The sequence below is a fragment of the Enterococcus sp. 9E7_DIV0242 genome, assembly GCF_002140975.2.
GTDB lineage: Bacteria > Bacillota > Bacilli > Lactobacillales > Enterococcaceae > Enterococcus_L > Enterococcus_L clewellii.
The window spans coordinates 2,485,690-2,509,455 of the sequence record NZ_CP147247.1 but is presented as its reverse complement, the minus strand read 5'-3'; the positions used below and the strand labels follow the sequence as shown (position 1 = coordinate 2,509,455).

Annotated in this window: 22 protein-coding genes and 1 riboswitch; of the genes, 17 read left to right on the top strand and 5 right to left on the bottom strand. The window is 39.8% G+C overall.

What is annotated here, in order from left to right:
• Nucleotides 1-293: 293 nt before the first annotated feature.
• The 7 genes from A5888_RS11970 to A5888_RS11940 all read left to right on the top strand — a co-directional run bounded on the left by A5888_RS11970 (nt 294) and on the right by A5888_RS11940 (nt 7,398).
• On the top strand, nt 294-2,390 hold the full coding sequence (locus A5888_RS11970; RefSeq protein ID WP_086349510.1) for a BglG family transcription antiterminator: 2,097 nt from the start codon (nt 294-296) through the stop codon (nt 2,388-2,390).
• Nucleotides 2,391-2,969: 579 nt separating this feature from the next.
• Complete coding sequence (locus A5888_RS11965; RefSeq protein ID WP_086349511.1) at nt 2,970-3,272, top strand: PTS sugar transporter subunit IIB; 303 nt, start codon at nt 2,970-2,972, stop codon at nt 3,270-3,272.
• 22 nt (nt 3,273-3,294) lie between these two features.
• Complete coding sequence (locus A5888_RS11960; RefSeq protein WP_086349512.1) at nt 3,295-4,584, top strand: PTS sugar transporter subunit IIC; 1,290 nt, start codon at nt 3,295-3,297, stop codon at nt 4,582-4,584.
• Between the two features lie 20 nt (nt 4,585-4,604).
• A complete protein-coding gene (locus A5888_RS11955; RefSeq protein WP_086349513.1) occupies nt 4,605-5,006 on the top strand; it encodes a hypothetical protein in 402 nt (133 codons plus the stop codon).
• 24 nt (nt 5,007-5,030) lie between these two features.
• A complete protein-coding gene (locus A5888_RS11950; RefSeq protein ID WP_086349514.1) occupies nt 5,031-5,897 on the top strand; it encodes a class II fructose-bisphosphate aldolase in 867 nt (288 codons plus the stop codon).
• A 5-nt stretch (nt 5,898-5,902) separates the two neighbouring features.
• Nucleotides 5,903-6,517, top strand: a complete 615-nt coding sequence (locus A5888_RS11945; protein WP_086349515.1) for an AAA family ATPase — start codon at nt 5,903-5,905, stop codon at nt 6,515-6,517.
• Between the two features lie 173 nt (nt 6,518-6,690).
• The gene (locus A5888_RS11940) at nt 6,691-7,398 is read left to right on the top strand and encodes a DsbA family oxidoreductase (RefSeq protein WP_086349516.1); all 708 of its coding nucleotides are present in this window, start codon (nt 6,691-6,693) and stop codon (nt 7,396-7,398) included.
• Nucleotides 7,399-7,568: 170 nt separating this feature from the next.
• Here A5888_RS11940 and A5888_RS11935 read toward each other — a convergent pair whose 3' ends face one another.
• A complete protein-coding gene (locus tag A5888_RS11935; RefSeq protein ID WP_086349517.1) occupies nt 7,569-9,092 on the bottom strand; it encodes a UDP-N-acetylmuramoyl-L-alanyl-D-glutamate--L-lysine ligase in 1,524 nt (507 codons plus the stop codon).
• Between the two features lie 295 nt (nt 9,093-9,387).
• Here A5888_RS11935 and A5888_RS11930 point away from each other — a divergent pair, with 295 nt between their 5' ends.
• From A5888_RS11930 to A5888_RS11915, 4 genes are all read left to right on the top strand, one after another.
• A complete protein-coding gene (locus A5888_RS11930) occupies nt 9,388-10,275 on the top strand; it encodes an AraC family transcriptional regulator (protein WP_086349518.1) in 888 nt (295 codons plus the stop codon).
• Nucleotides 10,262-10,675: a DUF3788 family protein gene (locus tag A5888_RS11925; RefSeq protein WP_086349519.1), complete on the top strand. Its 414-nt coding sequence runs from the start codon at nt 10,262-10,264 to the stop codon at nt 10,673-10,675. Before A5888_RS11930 ends, A5888_RS11925 begins: the two co-directional genes overlap by 14 nt.
• 354 nt (nt 10,676-11,029) lie before the next feature.
• The gene (locus A5888_RS11920) at nt 11,030-11,497 is read left to right on the top strand and encodes an RNA polymerase sigma factor (protein ID WP_086349520.1); all 468 of its coding nucleotides are present in this window, start codon (nt 11,030-11,032) and stop codon (nt 11,495-11,497) included.
• On the top strand, nt 11,497-12,423 hold the full coding sequence (locus A5888_RS11915; RefSeq protein ID WP_086349521.1) for an anti sigma factor C-terminal domain-containing protein: 927 nt from the start codon (nt 11,497-11,499) through the stop codon (nt 12,421-12,423). The genes A5888_RS11920 and A5888_RS11915 overlap by 1 nt, the downstream gene beginning before the upstream one ends.
• A 413-nt stretch (nt 12,424-12,836) precedes the next feature.
• On the opposite strand, the gene A5888_RS11910 is transcribed toward A5888_RS11915, so the two are convergent.
• From A5888_RS11910 to A5888_RS11900, 3 genes are all read right to left on the bottom strand, one after another.
• Nucleotides 12,837-13,085, bottom strand: coding sequence for a hypothetical protein (locus A5888_RS11910; protein ID WP_086349522.1), 249 nt, complete (start codon nt 13,083-13,085; stop codon nt 12,837-12,839).
• A 95-nt stretch (nt 13,086-13,180) separates the two neighbouring features.
• Nucleotides 13,181-13,471, bottom strand: coding sequence for a helix-turn-helix domain-containing protein (locus A5888_RS11905; protein ID WP_086349523.1), 291 nt, complete (start codon nt 13,469-13,471; stop codon nt 13,181-13,183).
• Nucleotides 13,472-13,929: 458 nt separating this feature from the next.
• Nucleotides 13,930-14,616, bottom strand: a complete 687-nt coding sequence (locus tag A5888_RS11900) for a DUF3862 domain-containing protein (RefSeq protein ID WP_086349524.1) — start codon at nt 14,614-14,616, stop codon at nt 13,930-13,932.
• Between the two features lie 660 nt (nt 14,617-15,276).
• Here A5888_RS11900 and A5888_RS11895 point away from each other — a divergent pair.
• The 4 genes from A5888_RS11895 to A5888_RS11880 all read left to right on the top strand — a co-directional run bounded on the left by A5888_RS11895 (nt 15,277) and on the right by A5888_RS11880 (nt 20,336).
• Nucleotides 15,277-16,155, top strand: coding sequence for a helix-turn-helix domain-containing protein (locus A5888_RS11895; RefSeq protein WP_086349525.1), 879 nt, complete (start codon nt 15,277-15,279; stop codon nt 16,153-16,155).
• Nucleotides 16,156-16,432: 277 nt separating this feature from the next.
• Nucleotides 16,433-18,082: a putative polysaccharide biosynthesis protein gene (locus tag A5888_RS11890; RefSeq protein ID WP_086349526.1), complete on the top strand. Its 1,650-nt coding sequence runs from the start codon at nt 16,433-16,435 to the stop codon at nt 18,080-18,082.
• 81 nt (nt 18,083-18,163) lie between these two features.
• On the top strand, nt 18,164-18,892 hold the full coding sequence (locus A5888_RS11885; RefSeq protein ID WP_086349527.1) for a pseudouridine synthase: 729 nt from the start codon (nt 18,164-18,166) through the stop codon (nt 18,890-18,892).
• Entirely contained in the window at nt 18,885-20,336 is a 1,452-nt protein-coding gene (locus A5888_RS11880; protein ID WP_086349528.1) for an IS4 family transposase, read from the top strand. Before A5888_RS11885 ends, A5888_RS11880 begins: the two co-directional genes overlap by 8 nt.
• A 518-nt stretch (nt 20,337-20,854) precedes the next feature.
• Here the strand turns inward: A5888_RS11880 and A5888_RS11875 are convergent.
• Nucleotides 20,855-21,682 carry an NAD(P)H-hydrate dehydratase gene (locus A5888_RS11875; RefSeq protein WP_086349529.1) on the bottom strand — a complete coding sequence of 276 codons (828 nt, stop codon included), beginning with the start codon at nt 21,680-21,682 and terminating at the stop codon, nt 20,855-20,857.
• A gap of 329 nt (nt 21,683-22,011) precedes the next feature.
• A riboswitch (M-box (ykoK) riboswitch) is annotated at nt 22,012-22,182 on the top strand.
• 99 nt (nt 22,183-22,281) lie between these two features.
• On the opposite strand from A5888_RS11875, the gene A5888_RS11870 reads away from it, so the two are divergent.
• Both A5888_RS11870 and A5888_RS11865 read left to right on the top strand, forming a co-directional pair.
• Complete coding sequence (locus A5888_RS11870; protein ID WP_249274491.1) at nt 22,282-22,989, top strand: MgtC/SapB family protein; 708 nt, start codon at nt 22,282-22,284, stop codon at nt 22,987-22,989.
• A 4-nt stretch (nt 22,990-22,993) separates the two neighbouring features.
• Entirely contained in the window at nt 22,994-23,479 is a 486-nt protein-coding gene (locus A5888_RS11865; protein ID WP_339101633.1) for a GNAT family N-acetyltransferase, read from the top strand.
• Nucleotides 23,480-23,766: the final 287 nt, after the last annotated feature.

The following is a 23,766-nucleotide window of genomic DNA, read 5'->3' as shown; positions in this document are numbered from 1 at the left end:
AACAAGGTGTCAGAATAGTCTTTTTTGTTAGACAAAGATTTAGTATAACTAAACTATCATGAGGAATCAATTGAGGGTGTGTGGGAATATAAAAAAAGACTGGTCCTCATACTGCGTGAGTTATTAAGGTCAAAAAAGCTTGCTGATTGGTTGCTTCCAAGATTGGTAGAATTACTGATGAAATAGTTTTAAATGCTTGGCGTGTGTATTTCTTCCAAATGAAGCGGAAGAAATTTCTACTTTTTAATTTGTAAGCGGAAACATATACTAGTGTCAGAAAGGAAAATACCTCTATGAAAACAAGAACGGTTGAATTGCTTCAACGAATTAGCGTATCAGAGTATCCAATCAAAGCAGAGACACTGGCAACTGATTTTAATGTGAGTCAGCGTACGATTCGAACAGAAATTCTTGAGGCAAATGAGTGGTTGATCAGTAAAGGTCTGCCGGAAATTCTGACGATTCGAAACAAAGGTTTTTTTCTAAAGCTAACTGCTGTTGATGAGAAAACATTGAAAATGGCCCTACTGAATTTAAAAGGTGATTTACTAAATCGAAAGGAAAGAACCTTTGATATTGTCTTAGCTATTGCTTATGGAAAAAATCCGGTGTATCTAAATCGCAAAGAAGAAGAGTTCCAAATCTCTAAAAGTACGATGGATGAGGACATGCGGAGACTGAGGGCAGATTTACTGAAATATGGGATAGAAATCGTTAGTTATGGGAGGCAAGGGTTGTCGTATAAAGGATCTGAGCGATCGATTCGCACGATGATCTACGATTTAATCAATCAAAATTTGGATATGATTGGGTTTTCCATGGGGAAAGACCCACAGGTGACACCGGTACAAAAAATTTTTAACAAGTACATTGATTTAAATGATATCAAAAAGCTGGATGAAATTTATTCGAGTAAGCGGTCCAAACAGGAAAATGATATTTACAAAAATCAGATCCTACTGTTTACGTTGATTTGGCTACAGCGAGTGAAAAGGCATGAGCTGATTTCAGCAGTAAGCTGGAAAAACGGGGAGTTTGAAGACAATAGCTTTTCTGATTTTATTGATAAGATCATCAAGGAATTTCAACTGGAAGATGTGCCTCAGGTAGAACGCAACTATATCTGTTTTACGATCGAAACGTTCAATACAAGGGATATTTCAAACACACTAGAGTGGGTACAGGCGCAGCTGCTGACGATTCAGATGATTCAATTTGTAGAGAACGAGACACATATTCCCTTTCATTTAAAAGAAGAAATGCTATGGGAAAGCCTATATAAGCATATGGCAGCCTTGATTATTCGGATAAAAAATGATGTCCAAGTCTTTAATCCACTAAAAGAGAATATTCGAATAAACTACTTCCCAATCTATCGTGCGGTGTCCCAATTTATCCCGACACTTGAAGAGGTTGTTGGAGGCAAAGTCATTGAAGATGAGCGAGCTTTTCTGGTCATTCATTTTTCCACAGTAGCCAGCGCAATCAATCGTGACCTAACCTATATTTATAAATCGGTGGTTGTGTGCAACCACGGTCTGGCCACAGGGAATTTACTGGCAGAGAATTTGAAAGAAAAATTTCCGCAAATTGAAATCGTTGCGGTATTGAGCTCGAAGGAAGTCGAGCTGGTAGATAAACTAGATGTCGATTTGATTTTTAGTACCTTCAAACTGGCATACAGCAACAAACCTGTTCTGGTAATCGATCCAATTCTTACGGAGGCGAATAGTCCAATAGTCGAAGATTTTTTGCGAAGAAATGATGAGCTGCAACGATTGGAGGCGAATGGGAATGAGTCCACGGAGCTGTTTACTAAAATTTTAAGCATAGTAGAAGAAAGCGGCGGTCGGGTCGATCGAACAATCTATTCCAAACTGGAAACACTGTTTGAGAAAAAGAATTTAGAAATCAATAAAAGGGAGATCCAGCCAATGTTAAAAGATATTTTGACAGATAACCACATCATGATTAAAGAAAAAGCAGCAACATGGAACGAAGCAATTGAGCGTACCGCAAAGCCGCTAGTTAAAGAAAATATTATTGAAAAGCGATATGTTGATGCCATGATTCATGCAGTAGAGGAGTATGGGCCATACATTGTGATAGGGAAACATTTGGCTTTAGCGCACGCTAGGCCAGAAGACGGTGCCAATAAATTAGGGCTCAGTGTAGCTACGATAGACCAGCCTATTCATTTTGGGAATCCGGAGATGGACCCGGTAAAAATCATCTTCTGCTTGGCCGCGGTCGATTCGTACTCACACCTGACGATCATGAAAGAATTGATCGAGCTGATCAACGATGAGTCAAAGCTGAATCAGCTGATTGATTGCACAACGATTGCCAGCTTCAAACAACTGCTTTTTTCAAAAAAAGAGGAGGGGTGAATAGAACGAGAGAACAATGGATGAGAAATAGAACGATGACGAAAAAAAGAACATCCCTTTTTTATCAAAGATATGCAGAGAACGAGGCATCAGACCACCGAAAAGAAGAAACAAGACAGTTATCTGATTAGTTTCTACAAAAAACAAAAGGAGGACTATTTCCCTTTTGCCAAGAAAGCTAGGGAACTAGCTATCGGACCATCAGAATAGAGAAACTGTGAAATTACTTGATCAGTTTCTACAAAAAATAAAAGGAGGACTATTTCCCTTTTACCAAGAAAGCTAGGGAACTAGCTATCGGACCATCAAAATAGAGAAACTGTGAAATTACTTGATCAGTTTCTACAAAAAATAAAAGGAGGACTATTTCCCTTTTGCCAAGAAAGCTAGGGAACTAGCTATCGGACCATCAGAATAGAGAAACTGTGAAATTACTTAATCAGTTTCTACAAAAAGCAAAAGGAGGACTATTTCCCTTTTACCAAGAAAGCTAGGGAACTAGCTATCGGACCATCAGAATAGAGAAACTGTGAAATTACTTAATCAGTTTCTACAAAAAAATAAAAGGAGAACGAAATCATGAACAAATTAAACATTTTATTCGTATGCGGAGCAGGGCTAGGCAGCAGCTTTGCGGCACAGATGTCGGCAGAGGATGTATTGAACAAGCTAGGTGTAGAGGCGAAGCTGGATCATTGTGATATTTCATCAGCCGTATCTATGCGGCCAGATGTGATTATTACAGCTGAAAATTTCCGTTCTCAGTTCGAAAAATTTACGATCGATCCTGATACAGCCATGATTTACTTGAAAAATATTGTTTCAAAAGTTGAGATTGAGGAGAAAATTACTCCTGTCTTACGGGACAAAGGAGTTATTTAAAAAATAGAAAAGAGGGGAAAAAATGGGCATTATCAATTTTATTATTGAGAACATTTTGACACAGGCATCTATTACTATTGCACTGATTGCGATGCTGGGCTTGGTTTTACAAAAGAAATCAACGGGACAGGTCATTTCCGGAACGTTGAAGACATTGCTGGGCTTTCAAGTATTAAGCGCCGGTTCAAGTATCATTGTTGGTAGCTTGACCTACTTTGGACAGATTTTTACAGAAGGTTTCCAGATGCAGGGGATTATTCCTTCGATCGAGGCAATCAATGGTCAAGCCATGAACGAACTGGGGCTAGGCAGAGACATTGCTTTAACCTTCCTGGCAATTTTTATCTTTAATATTTTACTGGCTCGTTTTACCAAATGGAAATATATCTTTTTAACAGGTCAGGCGATTTTGTGGATGGCAACAATGACGACAGTATTTGGTTATTTTGCTGGTTTGCGTGGCATTGTATTGATTCTGGTAGGTGGGTTTATCGGCGGTGTTTTCGCTATTGCGATGCCTGCGATTGCTCAGCCGATCATTCGAAAAGTTACAGGCTCCGACGATATTGCATTAGGTCATTTTTGTACAATCGGGTATTTATTTGAAGCGGGGATTGCCAAGATTTTTGGTGAGAAAGGCGAAAATAAAAAATCAATTGAAGATATCAAATTACCCTCACATTTTGAGTTTCTACAGGATACGTATTTATCAGTTATGGTGGTAATGGTGCCACTATATATCATTACAGTATTGTTTGCGGGTGAGTCCTTTGCTTCTGAATTATCCGGCAATCAAAACTATATCATGTTTGCGTTTCTTCAAGCGATCCAATTTGTCGTTGGTGTGTATGTACTATTAGCAGGTGTTCGTCTGTTGTTAGGGGAAATTGTACCGGCCTTCCGAGGTATTGCAATGAAGCTCGTGCCAGATGCGATTCCAGCGTTAGATTGTCCGGTGTTCTTTCCGTATAGCCCGAACGCAGTAATACTGGGATTCATCACGACAACGATTGGAACAATTATTGCAATGTTTACACTGCCGATGTTTGGTCTTGCGATGATTCTTCCGGGAATGCTGACGAACTTCTTTGCCGGTGGTACGGCGGGTATCTTTGGGAATGCCGTAGGTGGCAGACGGGGAGCAATCATTGGCGGGATCGCACATGGTTTCTTTATCACCTTGCTACCGGCTTTGTTGGTAACGATTTTCAATTCAATGGGCTTTGTTAACGCAACGGCAACAGATGTAGATACGGTTGTAGCTGCATTACTATATGCGTGGCTGTTAAGCCCTATTTTGAAAGCATTCTAATCTGAAAGTAGGAGACGTCTATGTTTGGACTTTTTAAGAAAAAAGAAAAAGAACCGGAGAAAGAAGTAGCAGTTCTGTCTCCGGAGGCAGTAGAAAATCTACAATCAGCAATCGATCAATTGAATCAGGAAATTTTAACTACCCAAGATAATAATAAACTGGCAGAACTTTTTGAGCAAGTAGGACTTAAACTATCCGAATTGAATGAAAAGGAGCAAGCTATCGAAAAGCTGGAAAAAAGCTTGGAAAAGAAAAAGAGTATAGGCGACGGCTATAAAAAGCTGATGAGCCTCTATAACGAAAAACGAGCAGAGGCCGCTCGAGCTGGTGATGACCAAGGAATCGACTATTATATGGGAAAAATGGATGAGATGCGTCAGATAGCGAAGCAAGTGACGATTGGTGGAAATAACGAATACTAAAAATGAGATAGGACGGATTTGATTATGTATACAACGTTAAAGGAAGTAACGAAAACAGCAGAGGAATTGAATTTTACAGTCGGCGCGTTCAACACGCATAATTTGGAGATGCTGCCGGATATGCTGAGAGCAGCAAAAGAGATGGGTGCACCGATCATTATTCAAACAAGTGTGGATACGGCGAAATACATTGGTATGAAGGTATTGGTCAATGTGATGAAGTCGATCGCAGAGGAAGAGATGGTGGATGCGGTTCTGCACTTGGATCATGCACGTGATTTCGATGATATCAAAGAAGCAATCGACAGCGGTTATACTTCTGTCATGTATGATGGCTCTCATTTGCCCTTCAAAGAAAATATTTTGAAAACGAAAGCTGTTGTTGACTATGCCCATGCAAGAGGTGTTTCTGTTGAAGGTGAGCTTGGAACGATTGGCGGTACAGAAGAAGGGATTCATGTCGCAGAAGATGACAAGGTATATACAAAGCCCGAGGACGCGATAGAGTTTGTGAAAGCGACGGGTGTCGATGCGTTGGCGATTGCGATCGGGACGAATCATGGGCAGTTCAAATCAAAAACAGAGGTAAATATCCCTTTGTTGAAAGAAATCGATGCAGTCGTGGATGTGCCATTGGTCATCCATGGTGGGACAGGTGTGAAGGAGGAGGATTATCCGGAGCTGATCAACAATGGTATCCGCAAATTCAATGTCGGCACAGAGCTTTTAGTTAATTGGACAAAAACAGCGAAGAAATCTTTTGGTGAGACCGAAGTGAATAAATCTCTTCGTCATAACGTGATTCCGGCGAATGTCGTGGTCAAAGATATCGTTTCTCATAAGATTGGTTTATTTATGAATTTGGAGAGTCCGACCAACTTGGGGAAGTAAGCAAGATGAAAAAGTATTTTATTCTTTTGGCAGGAAGTCCCGGTACAGGTAAAACATATCTCATGAATAAGCTTCGAGAACGATTTCCGGATATGTATGCACTAACATTGGATGAAATCAAGGAATATTATGCCGATTCTATCGGATTTGACAATCTGGAGGAGCGTGCAAAGCAGGAACGAATCAAGGTCTATCCTTTCTATTACAAAGCATTGGAACTTTACATGGAGGCTGGAAAGCAAGTCGTTGTTTCGGAATATCCTTTTAGCGACAAGCAAAAAGATCGATTGCGAGAGCTAGCTGAGACGTATGAATATGAGGTCATCACGATTAGATTAACTGCTGATTTCGAGGTACTTTGGGAACGTCGTTACAACCGAGATCGGGAGCACGAGCGTCATTTGAGCTATATCATGGACCACTATCATTATGGCGATGTTTTAGAGGATCGAACATTGGCAACCAACCATATCACGAAAGAAGCGTTCAAAAAAATCATTACAGATAGAAAATACGACGAGTTTGTCTTAGGCACACTCTATGAATTTGATGTAACAGATTATGATCAAGTGGACTATGTTCCATTGTTAGACAGATTGGTACAACAGATAAAATACTAAAAATGACACCAGCACTCAAGCACTGTCGGTTATCAGCAACTGGCAGTGCTTAAGTGCTATTAAAGCTGGTTGCAGTAGATTTTTTCTTAGATAAGCTGAAAGGATACCATGAGCAGTTAACTAACTAATAGTAAGTTAATTGTGCTATACTGGGAAAAAATGGAGGTAGTAGGATGTTAAGGATAGAATTTTTTCATGATGTTATCTGTAGTTTTTGTTTTCCGATGTCTGCTCGCTTGAGAGCAATCGTCAGGGAGCTTTCGAATGTGGAGGTCGTTCACAAATCCTTTGCGTTAGGCTGGACGGAAGAGGACTTTATCCAAATGTTTGGCAGTCGAAAACAGGTCAAACCGGAAGTGTTGACGCATTGGGCACATGCGAATGAAAATGATGAACAGCATCGCTTCAATATTGAGGGAATGCGTGCGGAAAGCTTTGACTTTCCGACATCGAGAAATGGACTTTTAGCGGCGAAAGCGGCTGGGTTAGTTGGTGGTCAAATGATGTATTGGGAAGTTTTTGACAAGCTGCAGGAAGGCTTGTTTGTACAAAATAAGAATATTGAAGATCCTTCAGTCATTGAGTCATTGGTCAAACAGACGTCCATAGATTTTGATGAGTGGCAGAGTCAATTTGCTGCGCCTGAAACAGTGCAAGCTGTAGAAGAAGATTTCCGACTGGCTCAGACCTATAATCTCCAAGGTGTTCCGGCGTTGATTGTGAATGAGAAATACTTGATCAGTGGGGCTCAACCAGCTGAGGTCATTCTAGATAACTTAAAGAAAATTGCGGAAAAAGAGCAGACGACGATTCAATTAGAAGTTATGGGAGATAACAAGGCAGCTTGCCAGTTAGAGGATGGCAAATGGGCTTGTGAGTAAAAGTATGTAACAACAGAGATCGGGTAGTTATCAAAACCATTATATTATGAAACAGCGCGTATGTGATATCCAATGCATACACCAAAAAGAGCAACACACAAGCCGTTCTTACTAGTTTGATCTAGCAGAAATGGCTCGTGTGTTGCTTGTTTTATTTGAATTATAAGGCATCAATCCTGTGAGGCAATCAAGCGCTCAGCTAATGCGTAGTCTCCTTCATAAGGGACATCTTCTTTACCAACCTTTTGGAAGAGGTCAGCACCTTTTCCGGCAAGAACAACAGCATCTTCAGGCTGGCTAACAGTCAGCGCTGTCTGGATCGCTATCTCTCGATCGATAATAATCTTAAAATCAACGCCGGCTTCAATGTGCTCGGCGATTTGTTCAGAAATAGCTTGCGGGTCCTCTGTTGCTGGATCATCAGTCGTCAGTAGGGCAACATCAGCCAGTTGTGACAGCACCTCACCAAAGTCTTTCCGACGTGAGATCGCCTTATCACCTGGGCTGCCCAAGACGACGATGATCCGTCCGTCCGGATGCTCCTCTTTAACAAACTGCAACAGACTTTGCAAGCTGACATAATTATGGGCGTAATCGACATATACCTTCGCACCATTCGTGTTTGTCAGTTGCTCCATCCGTCCGGGAACGACTGTATCAGCAATTCCTATCTTGCAGTCCTCACCTGAAGCCCCTGCCAGTGCCGCCGCAATTGCCGCACTTAGTGCATTCCCCATATTGAACTCTCCGCCAAGTCGCAACTGATAGGCGCCTGAAAGGTGGAGTTCATCCTTTTTAGAAGTCACAGAGAATGCCAGTGAATCTTCTGAATCTTTTGTATAAACGTAATCTGTTTCCTCGCCAGCCTCACTGCCATAAGTGATCATCGGTGTCTCGGTCATAGCCGCCGTTTCTTTCAGCAAATGGAAGTAGTCAGATTCTTGATTGATGATGATTTTCTTGGAGTGAGCAATTAGCTGTCGCTTACAGAAGAAATAATCATCAAAGGTTGGATGCTCGATCGGACTTATATGATCCGGCGAAATGTTCAGGAAAATACCTACATCGAAAAATAATCCATAAACACGTTGTACCTTGTACGCCTGTGAGGAGACCTCCATGACAAAGTGAGTCATGCCATTTTCAACAGCTTCTGCCATCATTTGATACAGGTCCATTGATTCAGGTGTGGTCAGCTGTGATTTGAAGAAGGTTTTTCCGTCTAGCGTAGAATTCATAGTGGACAGCATCGCTGTTTTGTTATTGGTCGAATGATCCAGAATGAATTTTGTGAAATAAGCCGCCGTGGTTTTTCCTTTTGTTCCGGTGAAAGCAATTAGGGTCATTTTGTTTTGCGGGTAATCGTAAAACAGCATACTCAAGACGGCCATAGCTTTACGAATATCTGTTACGATAAAACCTAACTCCGCCTCCGTCTCATACGGTGTTTCAGAGACATAGAATTTCAAGCCGTCTGCAACGGCGTTTTTCAAATAGTCTTCTTTGAAGCCCAATCCTTTACAGAAAAAAAGGGTCGTTTCAGAAACCTTTCTTGAATCATAGGAGAGTGCGTGAATTTGTGTAGTGGACGATTTATCGGGAAGAGCCAATGACCAGTCAGATGCGGTCACGATTTCTTTTAAAAGCTGTTCTTTCAGTAAACACGTTCGGATTTCTGTCAGTGTGATACTCATTTTATCAACCTCCATGTGATGAGCAGTTGCCTATCTTACGGTCGCTTGCTTTGCGACGTTCTTGTTTATCATACAATTTCAAGTCGAAAACATCAAGACAACGTGTCGGAACTTGCTGATTGTTGAGGTTGCTTGGGGAATACAACTTCGATCCATTGCGTGCATTTGTTATAAAAAATTTTGGATAGAGCTATTTGATAATACGCTTGCTCGCTAATTATTATGTGAGAAGAGAGGACGAAATTTTTATCCTACCTTATAATAAACGATATAAATGCTATTGGAGATGATAAAAATGGATTGGATAGAAAAAATGAATGCGGCAATTACCTACATTGAACAACATATTACAGAGGCTCTGCATACCGATGATATTGCTGAAATAGCTGGCTGCTCTTCCTATCATTTTCAGAGAATGTTTGCTTATATGACAGGTGTTCCATTATCGGAATATATCCGGCGCAGAAGGATGTCTTTGGCGGTGGTCGACTTAAAAAATGCCGATATGAAAATCATCGATGTGGCTCTAAAATACGGGTATAATTCACCGACTGCCTTTAATCGTGCCTTTCAAAGTGTTCATGGGATAGCGCCTTCGCTTGTTAAATTAGATGGTGCTTCGGTTAAATCCTATGCACCGCTTAGCTTTCAATTAGTGGTGAAAGGAGTGGAAAGTCTGGATTTCAGGATCGAGGCAAAGGAAGCCTTCCGAGTTGTCGGCACGTCTATTCCACTTTTTGGTGATTTTGAAGAGATGAATGAGCCGGTTGAGCAGATGTGGCAGCTTGCTGAGGAGAACGGTACAATCAAGCTGCTAGAGGGATTAATGGAAAAGGAGTCAGAGGGATTACTTGAAGTAATGATGCCGGATGATAAGACTGAAAGCTGGCACTATTTGATTTCGGTTGAAACCAATGCACCTATAGAAGAGCCTCTAGAAGAATATAGGATTGATGCTTATACTTGGGCAATTTTTTCTTATGAGGGCAAAACGATTGAAGAGACACAGGTGTTGGGAAAGCGTGTGATTTCAGAATGGCTGCCAACAAGCGGCTATGAATATGATAACGGTCCTGATATTTCGGTCCATGTTAAAGATGGGGTAGAGCGAGTCATTCTTGAATATTGGTTACCAATCAAAAAAAGAGGTAACAGTGAAGGGGAGTACTATGATAGATTTTAAAAAGGATAAAAATATAGAGCCAACAAATGAAAATTTACGCATTTTTTTAGGTAATAGTTTTTCTGCGTATAAATTATTAGTAGACAAGCTACCAGATTTTGAAGCTGTTCTGGAATGGCGTTTTTACAAAGATGGTGGTTGGCTTATGAAGGTCACTCGGAAGAAAAAAACATTGTTTTGGGGAGAAGCGAAAGACGGGTATTTCACTATTGGACTTCATTTTAACGAAAGAAGCAGACAAGGTGTTTTGGACTTAGATATAGCAGATGAATTAAAGCAAATTTTTGCAACGGCTATGACCAATGGAGGCAAGCTAACGACGCTCAAAATCGATATTTATAGCGAACGCGACTTACCTGATGTCTATCAATTGATAGAATACAAAAAGAAAGCCAAGTAATGGAAATATATAGAATTATCGTGTGATGAGGGATCGGATATAAAAATGATACAACGGCATATAGCTTTAACAGCGAATAAAAGCTATTGTTTTAGTTGCTACTTAAGGCGGTGGTGTATAAGTGTTAAGCTTCAGATGACGAGCTTAATCCCTATACTCTACCGTCTATTTTTTAGCTTTTAGGCAGGTCTAGGTTGTAGCTATGTTTTTGTATTGCGATGGGTGTATTACTTGCGATACGATGTGTTGAAATGATTATCTATTCTAAAATGAAAAGAAACAATAAATAAAATGACTATTCTTGTCCACTTTTTTAGCTATTCAAACGTTGTATAGATGAAAGGAGAAAATAAAATGAAACAGGAAATGACATTTGAAGAAGCATTGCTTTTATTGGGACAAGAAGTAATTAATGTGCTGATAAAAAAGGGAAGTACCCTGGAAGACGCAGAGGATGCTGTTTCTAAAACATATGATACGATATTTTCTTCTCTTATCCATGTGACACAGGATAATTTACGTCCTTGGTTTTTTAGAGTTTCTTTCAATAATTATATCGATCTATTCAGGAAAAAGAAACGTGAAAAAGAGCTGATCTTTCGCTATATCGACGCTCAGTCGAATCCAACGAATGAGTCAGAAAATTTATGGATGACTATCGACTCGCTAAAAAGTCAAGAACAGGAATTGCTGATACTTAAGTATTATTATCGACTATCGTATGAGGATATTGCAGCTATGTTAGATCAAAAAGTAGAAACCGTGAAGAAGCAATTATACAGAGCACGAAAAAAATTAAAAGCAAATTGGGAGGATCAATGATGGATTTAAATAAGAGTATCAAAAAAGCTAAAAGAAAGCAGTTAGTGACGATTAGTTGTGTTTCGATCATAATTTTTCTGACGATGTCGGGTATGTTGGTTTTCATATTAGATAAGGTCGCTACGAACAATTACCATGAGCTGGACCAGTCGTTGTTTACCTATCAAACAATTGCGTCACCAAACACACAAATTGATTCGCAGGTGATTGCTAACAGTTCAATTTTAGGCGGAGAAGTAGTCACGAACCAATCGAAAAATATAGACGGCTATATGGTGCCATGGAGTAGTTTACGTAGCAAGTACAGTGTTTTGGGAAACGAGATAGACTATAATGAACTACTTCCTTCCTGGTACCATTCCTCTAAAAACTCGTATGAATACAATCGTCAAACCAAGCAAAAAGTCGCCACATTCTACAATCCGGCGATCGAAAACTATTATGATGGGGTGAAAAATGAATTAGAGGAGTTAAAAAACATGGATGATTCTCTTGCAGAGGTAGCCATTTCTTTTGATCAGCCCTATCTCTATAGTGAAGTGAAGAAAATGTTTCCTGAAAACGTCAATGTTGTTTGGTTGTATTTGTTTTCTGAGGAGAGAGACGAAAGCCAAGGTCCTGCCGGTATGCCAGTCTATGGTTTTCAATTAAGTGTTGATGAAGAAAATCGTATCTTTGATGCAGAAGCAGATAAAGATTATTTTTTCAGCTCATTTGAAACATACATTTCCCCCACGCTCAATAAAGAAATGGCGGCTTTTATACAGGATAATCAAAATAAAAAGGTAGATGACCTAGAAGTTTTAGGAGTGATGGTCACAGGACAAGTAAAGAATTTAACAGCGCTAAAAGACAAACCCTTCGTTAGAGGAAGCTCTATTGGTGTAACCGTACCAATGGTCTCGTATATCACACCGGAAAAATAGCAAATTATGAATAGTCTTATTAATAAAACCGCAAATCAAAAGTGTGGGAATTGAGTTATATGTAGTGACCTAAAAAAGCTGAATTTTGGGGAAACACATCCAATATATTGTAAAAATAGTAAGTAATAAAATATAGCTTTCTAAAAAGGATGAATAGCTGATTTAGCGAACGATTGCAAAGTAGTGGGATAATGCAGAAAGTAAATATCCTACTTTTTTAGCCGACTGCTTATCTGCCAAAATAAAAATCGTTTCATTCAAAACGAAAAATAATTTATCAGGTAAGACTTTTTATGATTAAGAATACCCCTTAGCTGATGCTCTAAAACGCAAAGAATACAAAAAAGAGTGGAAGATTTTCCAGAAGAAACTGGTCATCAGCACACTCTTATTCTTTCAATTTATCAATCAAGCTATTTTAGTTTATTCTTGAAATGATCATCAATGAGTTGTTTTATTTCTTCTACGTTTTCGTTAATAAAAAGGGTTGCAGGTACATTGATTTCTTCAATTTTATCCTTATTAAAAATTGGATAAAAGGGTTTCGGGATAATTAGCGCTTCTACGCCAAGCTCTTTTGCAGCTTCCCATTTAAACGTCACTAAGTAGTCCTTTTCGAGGGCTTTATAAATTGTTTCTTCCAATTTCTTCTTATTAGGCACACCGGATAAATAACCTGTACCTAGCAAAGCATTATTTGCATAGAGTACAAAAGCTATCTTTTTTCTAGAGCCCTCTTTTGTCTGATCAACTGTATCTAACTGGTTGTTCGGTTGTGTGTTTTTTTGTCTGATTGATTCATTTTAATCCATCCTTTATTTTTGAAAAAAGAATCAAAAAAAGATTGTTTTGCTTCCCCTAGAATAACAGCTGTTGAAACGTCGAAAAGCCGACTGAGTTTTACCAAAGTATCAATATCAGGATAACTTTTATTCAGTTCCCACTTTGAAACTGCTTGAGGAGTAACATTTAAAAATTCAGCTAGCTCTTTTTGAGACAATTTTTTTGAGATTCTTAGTTCTTTTATTTTCGTTCCAATTTCTATCACAAGTATAGCCTCCTTGGATTCAAATACACAATCAGCGAGTAGTTGAACGGACTAAAAATCGACTCAACTATCAGTTTATAGTGCTCTAAATATTATAACAACAGCGTTTATGAAAAAACAATCAGTTCTTAAGGAAACAGCCAAATAAAATTATCAGACTACTAGATTATAAGAAAGTTTAAAAAATTGTAGTTGTTGGATCGGCTTTATTTGTTCTGCCAGTTGAAGAGAGGAGTACCACGTCGACTATTCCGAAGCATCAATAGCCAAGATCGGTCCTAGCACCCCTAAAATGATGATAGTGGAACTACATGGGTAGAATCATTGCCTTGGTTTCAGAGGATGCGATAATATAAGTCACTTTTTCAAATAGTATTCTTTGTACTGAGAGTCAAGAGATGCTTTAAAGCTCCTCCCTACGCAATACATGTAAGGAGGAGCTTTAGTCTTGTATTATTCTATTCCACAGCTTCCTTAGAGACAGCAATATCATTGTCAAAGTGGAAGGTCACGCCTTGTTCCATATTGGTCGTCCAAATAGCTGTAACAGCTTGTACACCATCGATTAACGAATCACTGAGTGAATCTGGTGTACCAAAATATTGGCTGGCTTGGTCATAGGTATACGTTCCGTCAAACGGAATCGCATCGACCTGCGCCGTCGTGATTTTTGTTTTCTTTTCTTCTACAGGAATTTTTGACATGCTTTTTCCAGTCGCCTGGTTATCCTTGAAGGTTACACTAATCGTTGCAGCACCGTTAAAGCTGTTCCAGATGACCATTTTTGATGTGGTGCCGCCGATTTCAGAATCGACATTTGAGCTCGGTTCACCTAGAATTGCCACTACTTCATCGTACGTAGCTCCTTTTGTGTCTTCTACCAAGGGATCGCCTAAAGCAATTGATTTATAGGTTGCTATAATTTCGCCAGCATCTTCTGCCGTGATATTGTTTTCTGAAGATTCTTTTGGTGGTGTACTCGACTCTTCTGTCGCCGTTTTACCAAAAGTAAAATCAAGTGGAATTGGAATCAACTTCACTGCGGCAAAACCGCCTCCGGCGAGCACCAGCAGAATCAGGAACCAAAACCATCTTTTTTTTGTTATAGGTGTTTTCATTGCCTGTCTGTCTTCTTTTCTTCCCATGTTTCTTCCCGCCTCCGTTAATTTAATTCAGCATTTCCATCATACAAATCTTTATAATGAAATACAAGTTGTTTTCTTACTTTTTATTAATTTTCATAAAAATCATTTTTTAGAAGACGAGGAGGCATCGAATTGTCGATTAAATTAAGGAATGTAGGAATCATTCGAGTCAGACAGAGATGAAAATGAGCAAACAAAAAGAGACTCTCGAAAGCGTATCGAAAATCTCTGTATTATTGTATCAGGATATTCTTGTAGTTCACGTTTTAACAGGCTTAGTGATGACTGGATATGGGAGAAGGCAACCCTTTTTTTCTTCTGGCACTGAGCACAAAGAGGCTGATTAGCAGGGCTAGGCTGAGAAAAAGCACGAGAAGAATATTTTTCCGAACCAGAGACATCAGGAATGGGAAAAGCAACAAGCTCGAGTAGCTAAGAAGAAAGCTGAAAACGACAGATAAAATGGGTAGATGCATGAGTGGCAACCCTAACTTTTGTATGACAAAGCCCTTTCTTTAGTGGTAAAGTGATTATACACATAGTGAAATGAAAATAATGAATATAGAACCTATTCTTTCAAAAGAAAGAGCGGGAGAGACATAGGTTATTTAAAAGGAAACTATAGTTTCCTTCAGAATATAATCAATCGGGAGAGCATAGATGGAACAATTAGGGCAAGTGTTTAAAGAGATTAGAGAGAGAAAGGGCTTAAAAGTGACAGAAACAGCTGAGGGAATTGTCTCTCCGCAGTTTTTAAGGAAATTTGAACGGGGTGACAGCAACATCAGTCTGTCAAATTACTTTTTATTAATGAACCGAATGAACGCATCAACCGAAGAGTTTATCCATGAATGGCAGGGAGACATGGTAGACAGTTGGCTGCGAAACGTAGAACATGAGCTGGATATTATCGGTCATTCCAGTAATTCTTTAGCATTTAAGAAGCTCATCAACAGCTATGAAGAAAAATATAGGGAAACGAAGGAAGAGCGATTCTATCATGTGGCAATAGTCAGTAAAAATATATACAACACGATTTTTACGGCTTCCTTTGATGTGGATATGGGCGTTATCACGAATTATTTGAGAGAAGTAGAGGAGTGGGGACGCTATGAGTTCTTTTTGGCGACCTATGCGCAAATGCCCTTTGAAGCAGACGAATTGCTTTTGCGCACAGAGCAAGTATTTCGTCGGAAGATAGACAAACACATGGTGCTTCAACACCAGGTGATTGATTTTCTTCTGCATGTCGCAGCTCATTTTATCCGGTTGAATCAATTGACTCATGCGGAAAATATTTTAATCATGTACAGAGACAGTGACTCGGCAAGGAAGGATCTATACTCCTTACCTTTTGATGCTTACGCGGAGTTTTTGCGGGGACTACTTCTGATCAAGAAAAATGAGCCGGCGGGGATCGAGTGTTGCCAACAAATCATTACCTTTTTTCATCAAACCGTCCACCATACTGATTATGCCAATCGACTGAATATGGTTTATGAGATTGCTTTGCATGAGTCACAGCTATCCGAACGATAAGTAAAAGAAACGTTAAAGATGGGGACGTTCTCTTGACGATTTCATCCGAAAGCGTTTGACTTAGATATAAAATAAAGAGCTGCTTAAGCTTCAGGTTTGTGAAAGAATAAGCGAAGTACATAAAAAAAAGACTCGTGATTTCCTGAAATGACGGGCATTCATCGTTTCTTTGCGCAATTTCACGAACAACGAATAATTATTTTATAAATCCATTGCATATCCTCGATTTTACAATTAAAATAAGAAGAGTATGTTTAAGAGAAAGTTGGAGGAGTTAATGATCAATCAACCAGTGTCCGATGGACAAACAATGTTATCCAATCAAGAAAAAATGGTCAAGGGATCAGCGTGGATGACAGCCAGTAACATCATTTCCCGCTTATTAGGAGCGGTTTATATTATTCCATGGTATGCCTGGATGGGTGAGCATGGCGACGAGGCGAATAGTCTACTTTCTATGGGGTACACTATTTACTCATTATTTCTATTGATTTCAACTGCAGGAATACCTGCGGCTATTGCCAAGCAGACGGCACATTACAATTCGATGAATGAATACAAAATCAGTCGCCAGCTATTCCGTAAAGCCTTGCAAATGATGGCTATTCTGGGATTGGTTTTCGCTGTGATCATGTATTTAGCTGCTCCTGCGCTAGCCAGTTGGTCCGGTGGCGGAGAAGAGCTGATACCTACCATGCAAGCATTGAGTTTGGCTGTGTTGATTTTTCCTTGTATGAGTGTTATCAGAGGATATTTCCAAGGAAATCAAGATATGATGCCATTTGCCTTATCACAAATAGCTGAGCAGGTCGCTCGCGTGTTTTATATGCTTTTGACGGCATTTATTATCATGAAGGTGCTGGATGGAAATTATGTAGATGCAGTGACACAATCAACATTTGCGGCGTTTATTGGGATGATCGTCAGCTTTGTGGTGCTGTATTTCTATATGCACAAGCAGCGCCCGATGTTCGATTACCTAGAAGAACATAGCGCCAACAAGCATAAGATTTCTGCTCAGGAGCTATTGATCGAGACATTTAGAGAAGCGATTCCTTTTATCATCGTAGGTTCAGGTGTGACAGTTTTCAAGCTCGTCGATCAATTTACTTTTTCTAATTTTATGCGAACCTTTACGACCTATTCTGACAGTCAGTTACGTGAGCTGTTCGGGATTTTTAATGCGAACCCAGATAAGCTGACGATGGTCATAATTGCTCTTGCGACATCTATTGCTTCCACAGGCTTACCATTGATTACTGAGGCAGTGACGTTGAAAAATTACCGTGGATTGTCAAAACTAATCAGCAATAATCTACAGCTGTTTGCCTTTGTGATGCTGCCCTCAACCTTTGGGATGATCGTATTGGCGAAGCCGCTGTATACCTTGTTCTATCGCCCAGATGCCTTAGGGACAAATGTTCTGATTCAAGCCTGTTATGCAGGGATATTCCTTGCATTATACATGTTGGTATCGAATATGTTGATGGGGATGTACGGCAATCGTGCTGCTATGCGTTATTTTGGGATTGGCTTAGTCGTCAAACTAATCGTTCAGTACCCAAGTATACGGATGTTTGAAGTGTATGGTCCGCTGATTGCCACTGTGATTGGTTTCAGTGTTGCCAGCTATCTAATGATCCGTAAAATCAAAGAAATTGCGAAATTCAATCTGAGCTTGACCTTGCGTCGTAGCTTGCTGGTTCTGATTATTACCTTGATCATGGTTGTCTTTGCCTTTGTAACCAGACAATTCTTGTATCTATTTTTAACGCCGGACCGAAAAATTCAGGCTTTCCTGATTATTTTACTGGTTGCGGCAGTAGGAGCCGGAGTTTACGGCTATATGACCTTGAAGCTTCGTTTAGCAGATCGTTTGCTTGGTAAAAATGTAAATGCGCTACGCAAAAAGGTTCGAATCAAATAATAACTCATAAACGGGACAGAGGGACTTAGCTTTAAAGGGACTTCTGTCCCGCAGTCTATTTATCAATGAAAGGAAAAAACGATGCGTATAGATAAATTTTTAGCAGAGACAGGCTGTGGCAGCCGTAAAGAAGTGAAAAAATTATTGAAGCAGGGAATCATTACTGTTAACGATCAGGTAATCAAGGATGCCAAATACCAAGTCAATGAATGGACGGATCGAGTGGCTTATGATGAAGAGCCTTTGAGCTATCAAAAAAATTTTTATTATATGCTGCACAAGCCCCAAGATGTGATTTCAGCGACAGAGGACAAATACGATGAAACGGTGATTGATTTACTTTCAGATGAAGATTTTCGGGAGGATCTGTTTCCTGTGGGGAGATTGGATAAGGATACAGAAGGGCTATTGATTTTAACCAATGACGGCCAATTGGCCCATCGCTTACTTTCACCAAAAAAGCATGTGGACAAAGAGTATTTTGCTCGTATTGCCGGAATTGTGACAAAAGAGGATATCGCATTATTTGCGGAGGGGCTCACCTTGAAAAACGGGGAGGCTGTGAAACCCGGACAACTGGTTATTGATTCTGTGGATGAAGCTGTTGGGGAATCAGAAATTCGTTTAGTTATTCAAGAGGGGAAATTTCATCAAGTGAAGCGGATGTTTGAAGCTGTTGATAAACAAGTTATTTATCTGAAACGACTTCGAATGGGCGCGTTGTATTTGGATGAACAGCTTGAATTGGGTGCGTACCGCCCTTTGACAGAGGCTGAGTTGGCATTGGTGGAGACTAAGGGGATTGGATAGAAAAGTGGCTGGACCAGAAGCGTCAAACTTCAAGCACCAAGTAGGTAACATCGTCAACTTAAGAGAAACTCTGAAAAATAGCAGAGTTTCTCTTTTCTTTTTCCTCAGAACCTTTTATAGTAAAAGAAAAGAGGTGATTCGAATGGCTGCTCCTTATCACAAACGATTCGATCTGATTTCTAACTCACTCACTTCTTCTCATTTCCATTCAATTGCTCGATTCCCAGATTCTCCTAACAGTTTTACTCGTACTCGTAAATTCCCCTTAAATGAAGTCATTTATTCGTTTCTTTTCAAACGTGGCCTTACGGCCACCATGGAAGTCTATCACTACTTAAAGCGAAAGGGGTCCTCTGTAATGACATTATCCAAACAAGCATTTCTTTCACAACGAAAGAAAGTAAACCCTGAAGCGTTTCGATTTTTAAACTTACAGTATCTTTCTCATTTTTACACACAAGATACACCAAAAACTTGGCATAATTATCTTGTTTTTGCCATTGACGGTAGTCGAATGGAAGTGCCAAATTCGAAAGAAAATCGCCTGTTTTTCAGTCAAAATGGCAATCGATTTGGTGAAACATCTGTACGAGCACAAACGAGTGGCTTAATGGATGTGTTCAATGCCTTCCTGATTGATCTCCAGATTGATTCGCTTCATGTCGGTGAAAAAAATTTAGCGAAAAAGAATCTTCTTTCCTCAGAGTCAATTCCTTTTCAAGCTCCGCGGCTCGTACTTTTTGATCGCGGATACCCCTCACTGGATCTCATTCATTTTATTGAGAAACAGAAACTTAGCTACTTGATTCGAATCCCTTCGACGATTTATCAAAAGGAACGGGCACAACTGACCTCTCTTGATTCATCCGTTTTTTTGTCCTGTACGTATTCACGTTTAAGAACAATGAAACGAGTAGAGCCTGAACTCGCAAAAGACTTTGAGGCGAATAAGGGGATAATGACCCGTATGATTCAACTACCATTGGAAAATGGTCAAATGAATGTATTTATGACGAATCTCCCAGCAACAATTACGAGAGAAGAAATTCTTGAACTTTATAAAAAACGTTGGGCAATCGAAAAACTCTGGCAGACAGTAAAAAACAAATTGAAAATTGAACAGGTTTCAGGTAAAAGTCCAGTTTGTGTCTATCAAGATTTTTTAGCTCAAAGTCTTGTTTATAACATGGTTCAAGATGTGATGAGTCATTTAAATCAGAAAGAAACAAAGAAAAAGATCAATGAGAATATAGCAATTGGCTTGTGGAAAGACCAGTTGATTGATATTGTCCTTGAAAAGGACGATAAGGAAAAGCTACTTCGGTTCAAAAAGTTGGAAGAAGACATACTACGAGCGGTTTATCTTCCTCGAGATCTCCAAAGGAACAAACGAAAATACAAACACCACAATAAATATAAACAAAATCAAAAACCTAGTTTTTAAAAAAGCAGTCTTCATTTTATTCAGAGAGAAGCTTTTTTTTGCTTTTTTTCTTAGTTACTCCTTCAATTATCTAGTCAAGTACGCAATACGTGATTTTATACTCTCTTTACTAACAGATAGCTACGCTTTCTTTTTTCTCTATTCTTTAAGTTGACGATGTTACCAAGTAGGTACTTTTCATCATCTGTTCTGCTCAAAAGAGCAATCACAGTGATTCTAAGCAATAAGATGGAATTCACGAAAATTGCTTCATGACAAATTTTTGCTGAATTTCAGCTTATTGTCGAAGAGCCTTGAAACACAATGGTTTACCACTGATGCATTCTCGCTTGTGGCTCGTCGCAGTTTAGGGCCTACGAGTGTTGAGCGGACATCGACGCAGCTCGCTACTAGTAGTTGCTTCTGGCCCACCGTTTATTCGGGTTTAGATACAGAACAAGCGTAGGACTTGAGTTATGTCCCACGCTCTTTTTTGTTGTCTAGATTTGCTTTTTTTGAAAGGAGCAGGTGTGAAAATCCTATTGCTCAAAGCGTTTCATATAATAGGGAAGCTGATTAGCCAGTTCTGTCGGGAGAACAACATATCGTTCTTTCCCCAACGCTTCACCTATCAAACTGTGGAGATAAACAGCGGCGCAAAGTGCGTCTTCCTTGTCTGGAAATTGAGCAACAAATGCAGTGATCATACCCGCGAGAGTATCCCCCATTCCACCTGTAGCCATGGCGGGTGTGCCAAGTGGATTAGTGTAAACTGCGTGCTTTGTATAGATTTCTGTTCGATGACTTTTAACTACGACAGAAGCAAGCAACGCTTGTTGTGCAAGCTGATTATTGTCAGTGCTTTGCTTTTCTATCGGTAGTCCACTTAAACGTTCCCACTCTTTCTGATGGGGTGTAAAAATTACTTGTTCAGGATAGTTTAATTGCGGTCTTTGTTCTGCAAATAACGTGATTGCTGAACCGTCTATAACGAGCCACTGCTTCGCTGTTTGCTTGTCTAAGACCGATTGAATCAAAAGTTTGCTGTGTTGAGATAACCCTAGACCTGGGCCAATCAACAAGACATCGGCTTGCTGACTTACTTCATCGATCAGTTGCTGATCGAGCCAATCAACGACCATCGCTTCAGGTAGTCGAGCATGTAAAGCAGGATGATTTTTTTTGTCAGTAATCACGGTGACTAACCCAGTACCGGCGAGACTTGCGGCTTGGGCACTCATGATGATTGCTCCACCATATTGTGCGTTTCCACCAATTAGTACGGCCCTGCCGAATGTTCCTTTATGGCTATTTTCGGGTCGTTTTTTTATGACCTTAGTTAAAATATTTTCTGATAAGCACTGCATAATTTCTCCTTTCTTTTTTGTTCTAGTAACACAAGTATACTGCAAAGAGCGATTGAATGAACAGCATCAAGAAGGAAGCAGGGGCGATTTTTTCTTCTTCTTTTCTTGTTGTGAATTTCTAACATCGATGGAATAGAATCAAAAAAAATAAAAAAATTTTTAAATGGAATGAATGAATCTATTAGAAATGAGCAATGTCTTTCTTTTAAAGGGTTTCTTTGTTTGGTAAAACAGAGGATTTTCTTTTTTACGGGGGTTATTCTAATTCTTTTCTGGAAGAAGTCGGTTGACAGATTATTTTTCCTTTGTTATTATCAACTCGAAAATTAAATACGATTTGTTAGGTGAGGCTCCTATACAAACACAGGCTGCTGCCCAAAAATGTCGAGAGACGCCAATGGGTAGAACAGGAATTGTCGAATACAAGGCTTTTCATAAGGCAGCTAAAAGCAATGCTTTTTACGTTGTATAGTGCTAAAACTCAACGATTAGATCAATAAGCATTTTTTTTGTGCAGTTTCAGACCTTTCGCTGAGTTTTTTTGCGAGAGGTCTTTTTGTTATTGATGACATGTATTGATTTTCAAAAGTGTATAGGAGGTGAGGTATGATGCATTTTTGGTAACGATGCTCGTCAGTATCTTGGCAGGAGCAGTTATTGGTATGGAGCGGCAATGGCGGAAAAAGATTGCGGGTATCAGAACGATGGTCCTGGTTTCATTAGGGGCGACATTATTTGCCGTATTGTCTACGTTGATCACAGAGGATGGAAGTCCTAGTCGGATTGCGGCACAAATTGTTAGCGGTGTTGGTTTTCTCGCCGGAGGAGTGATTCTGAGAGATGGTTTCAGTGTGACAGGTCTTAATACAGCGGCAACGCTTTGGTGTTCGGCAGCAGTAGGAACCTTGATTGGCTCGGGATATCTTGTAGAAGGTGGATGTGCCGCAGGAATGATCACGCTAGTCAATACGCTGATTCGGTTTTTTTCGTATAAATTGGACTGCTGGTCAAAAAAGAATCAATCAGAAGAAGGAGAACAAGGCGCACCAATTTTTCTATCGGTCGTTGGCAAGGGATCTGCCGAGGTCATGCTTCGGACAGAAATTGTCCATCTGCTGGATCATTATTTTCTTAAATTCTGTCGTTTTTCCTGCTCGGATCTCACGGGGAAACGTACCCAGTTAGTTGTTGAAATCGAGCCGGCAGTAAATAGTGAGCTGGCGATTACAGAAATCATTACTCACTTATTCAACATACCAGAGGTTATAGAGGTCTATCAATTAGCAGAGGAGGAAACATCATGGTAAAACAGTGTTTACGGTAGTGCAATGGAATAGTCGGGATTATTGGGCAGGCATCGAGTTGCGTAATGATCTGTTGAAAAAAAACTCGGGGCAAAAGCAGCTGACTTCCGCTCCTTTAGACGAACAGAACGATCTGCATTTGACTGTTCGCAGAGATGGAAAGGTTGTAGGAACATTATTGATGCATCCGATCGATCAGAAGATGATCCAAGTAAAGCAGGTAGCGATTGCTTCTTGTTGTCAAGGTTTAGGTATTGGCAAACAGCTGTTGCGCTATGCAGAGAAGCTAGCTGCGGTGATGAACTATAAGATTATTTTTCTGACAGGAAGAAAACAGGCCTGGTCCTTCTATGAAAAACTTGATTATATGAGCGTATTAGATAGCTATGTAGATGGACAGATTGAATTGAAATTATTCAAAAAAGAACTGAATGTAGAGAACGGATTTATCACAAACGAGGTAAGGGAGATGAAAACAAATGGACGACAGTAGTTCGAGAAAAAAGGGATCTTGGAAAGAAGAATCAGAAGCGTGCGGAGAACATTATTGTCTATTTGTTTTCAGCGTACTCCCTTGATAGATGACTCTTTTTTTCTTGCTCCCTGATCAAAAAGGCCTGTTTATAAACAGATAAAACAGTGCTTTTACGGCAGAGAGCAGAGGATAGTTTTTATAGAGAAAGGAAACAGCTGTAGCCATCCGAAAATTGGGATCATTGCAGCAATTGAGCTGCTGCAGAGCAAAGACCTTAAATAATTGAAGGCTTTGAAAATAGATTG

What these genes read in the sequence shown, in the direction of transcription:
- A5888_RS11970 (WP_086349510.1), top strand. Translation starts at nt 294, where the DNA reads ATGAAAACAAGAACGGTTGAATTGCTTCAACGAATTAGCGTATCAGAG.
- A5888_RS11925 (WP_086349519.1), top strand. Translation starts at nt 10,262, where the DNA reads ATGATAGATTTTAAAAAGGATAAAAATATAGAGCCAACAAATGAAAAT.
- A5888_RS11960 (WP_086349512.1), top strand. Translation starts at nt 3,295, where the DNA reads ATGGGCATTATCAATTTTATTATTGAGAACATTTTGACACAGGCATCT.
- A5888_RS11940 (WP_086349516.1), top strand. Translation starts at nt 6,691, where the DNA reads ATGTTAAGGATAGAATTTTTTCATGATGTTATCTGTAGTTTTTGTTTT.
- A5888_RS11955 (WP_086349513.1), top strand. Translation starts at nt 4,605, where the DNA reads ATGTTTGGACTTTTTAAGAAAAAAGAAAAAGAACCGGAGAAAGAAGTA.
- A5888_RS11890 (WP_086349526.1), top strand. Translation starts at nt 16,433, where the DNA reads ATGATCAATCAACCAGTGTCCGATGGACAAACAATGTTATCCAATCAA.
- A5888_RS11885 (WP_086349527.1), top strand. Translation starts at nt 18,164, where the DNA reads ATGCGTATAGATAAATTTTTAGCAGAGACAGGCTGTGGCAGCCGTAAA.
- A5888_RS11965 (WP_086349511.1), top strand. Translation starts at nt 2,970, where the DNA reads ATGAACAAATTAAACATTTTATTCGTATGCGGAGCAGGGCTAGGCAGC.
- A5888_RS11875 (WP_086349529.1), bottom strand. Translation starts at nt 21,682, where the DNA reads ATGCAGTGCTTATCAGAAAATATTTTAACTAAGGTCATAAAAAAACGA.
- A5888_RS11945 (WP_086349515.1), top strand. Translation starts at nt 5,903, where the DNA reads ATGAAAAAGTATTTTATTCTTTTGGCAGGAAGTCCCGGTACAGGTAAA.
- A5888_RS11930 (WP_086349518.1), top strand. Translation starts at nt 9,388, where the DNA reads ATGGATTGGATAGAAAAAATGAATGCGGCAATTACCTACATTGAACAA.
- A5888_RS11935 (WP_086349517.1), bottom strand. Translation starts at nt 9,092, where the DNA reads ATGAGTATCACACTGACAGAAATCCGAACGTGTTTACTGAAAGAACAG.
- A5888_RS11895 (WP_086349525.1), top strand. Translation starts at nt 15,277, where the DNA reads ATGGAACAATTAGGGCAAGTGTTTAAAGAGATTAGAGAGAGAAAGGGC.
- A5888_RS11950 (WP_086349514.1), top strand. Translation starts at nt 5,031, where the DNA reads ATGTATACAACGTTAAAGGAAGTAACGAAAACAGCAGAGGAATTGAAT.
- A5888_RS11900 (WP_086349524.1), bottom strand. Translation starts at nt 14,616, where the DNA reads ATGGGAAGAAAAGAAGACAGACAGGCAATGAAAACACCTATAACAAAA.
- A5888_RS11915 (WP_086349521.1), top strand. Translation starts at nt 11,497, where the DNA reads ATGGATTTAAATAAGAGTATCAAAAAAGCTAAAAGAAAGCAGTTAGTG.
- A5888_RS11920 (WP_086349520.1), top strand. Translation starts at nt 11,030, where the DNA reads ATGAAACAGGAAATGACATTTGAAGAAGCATTGCTTTTATTGGGACAA.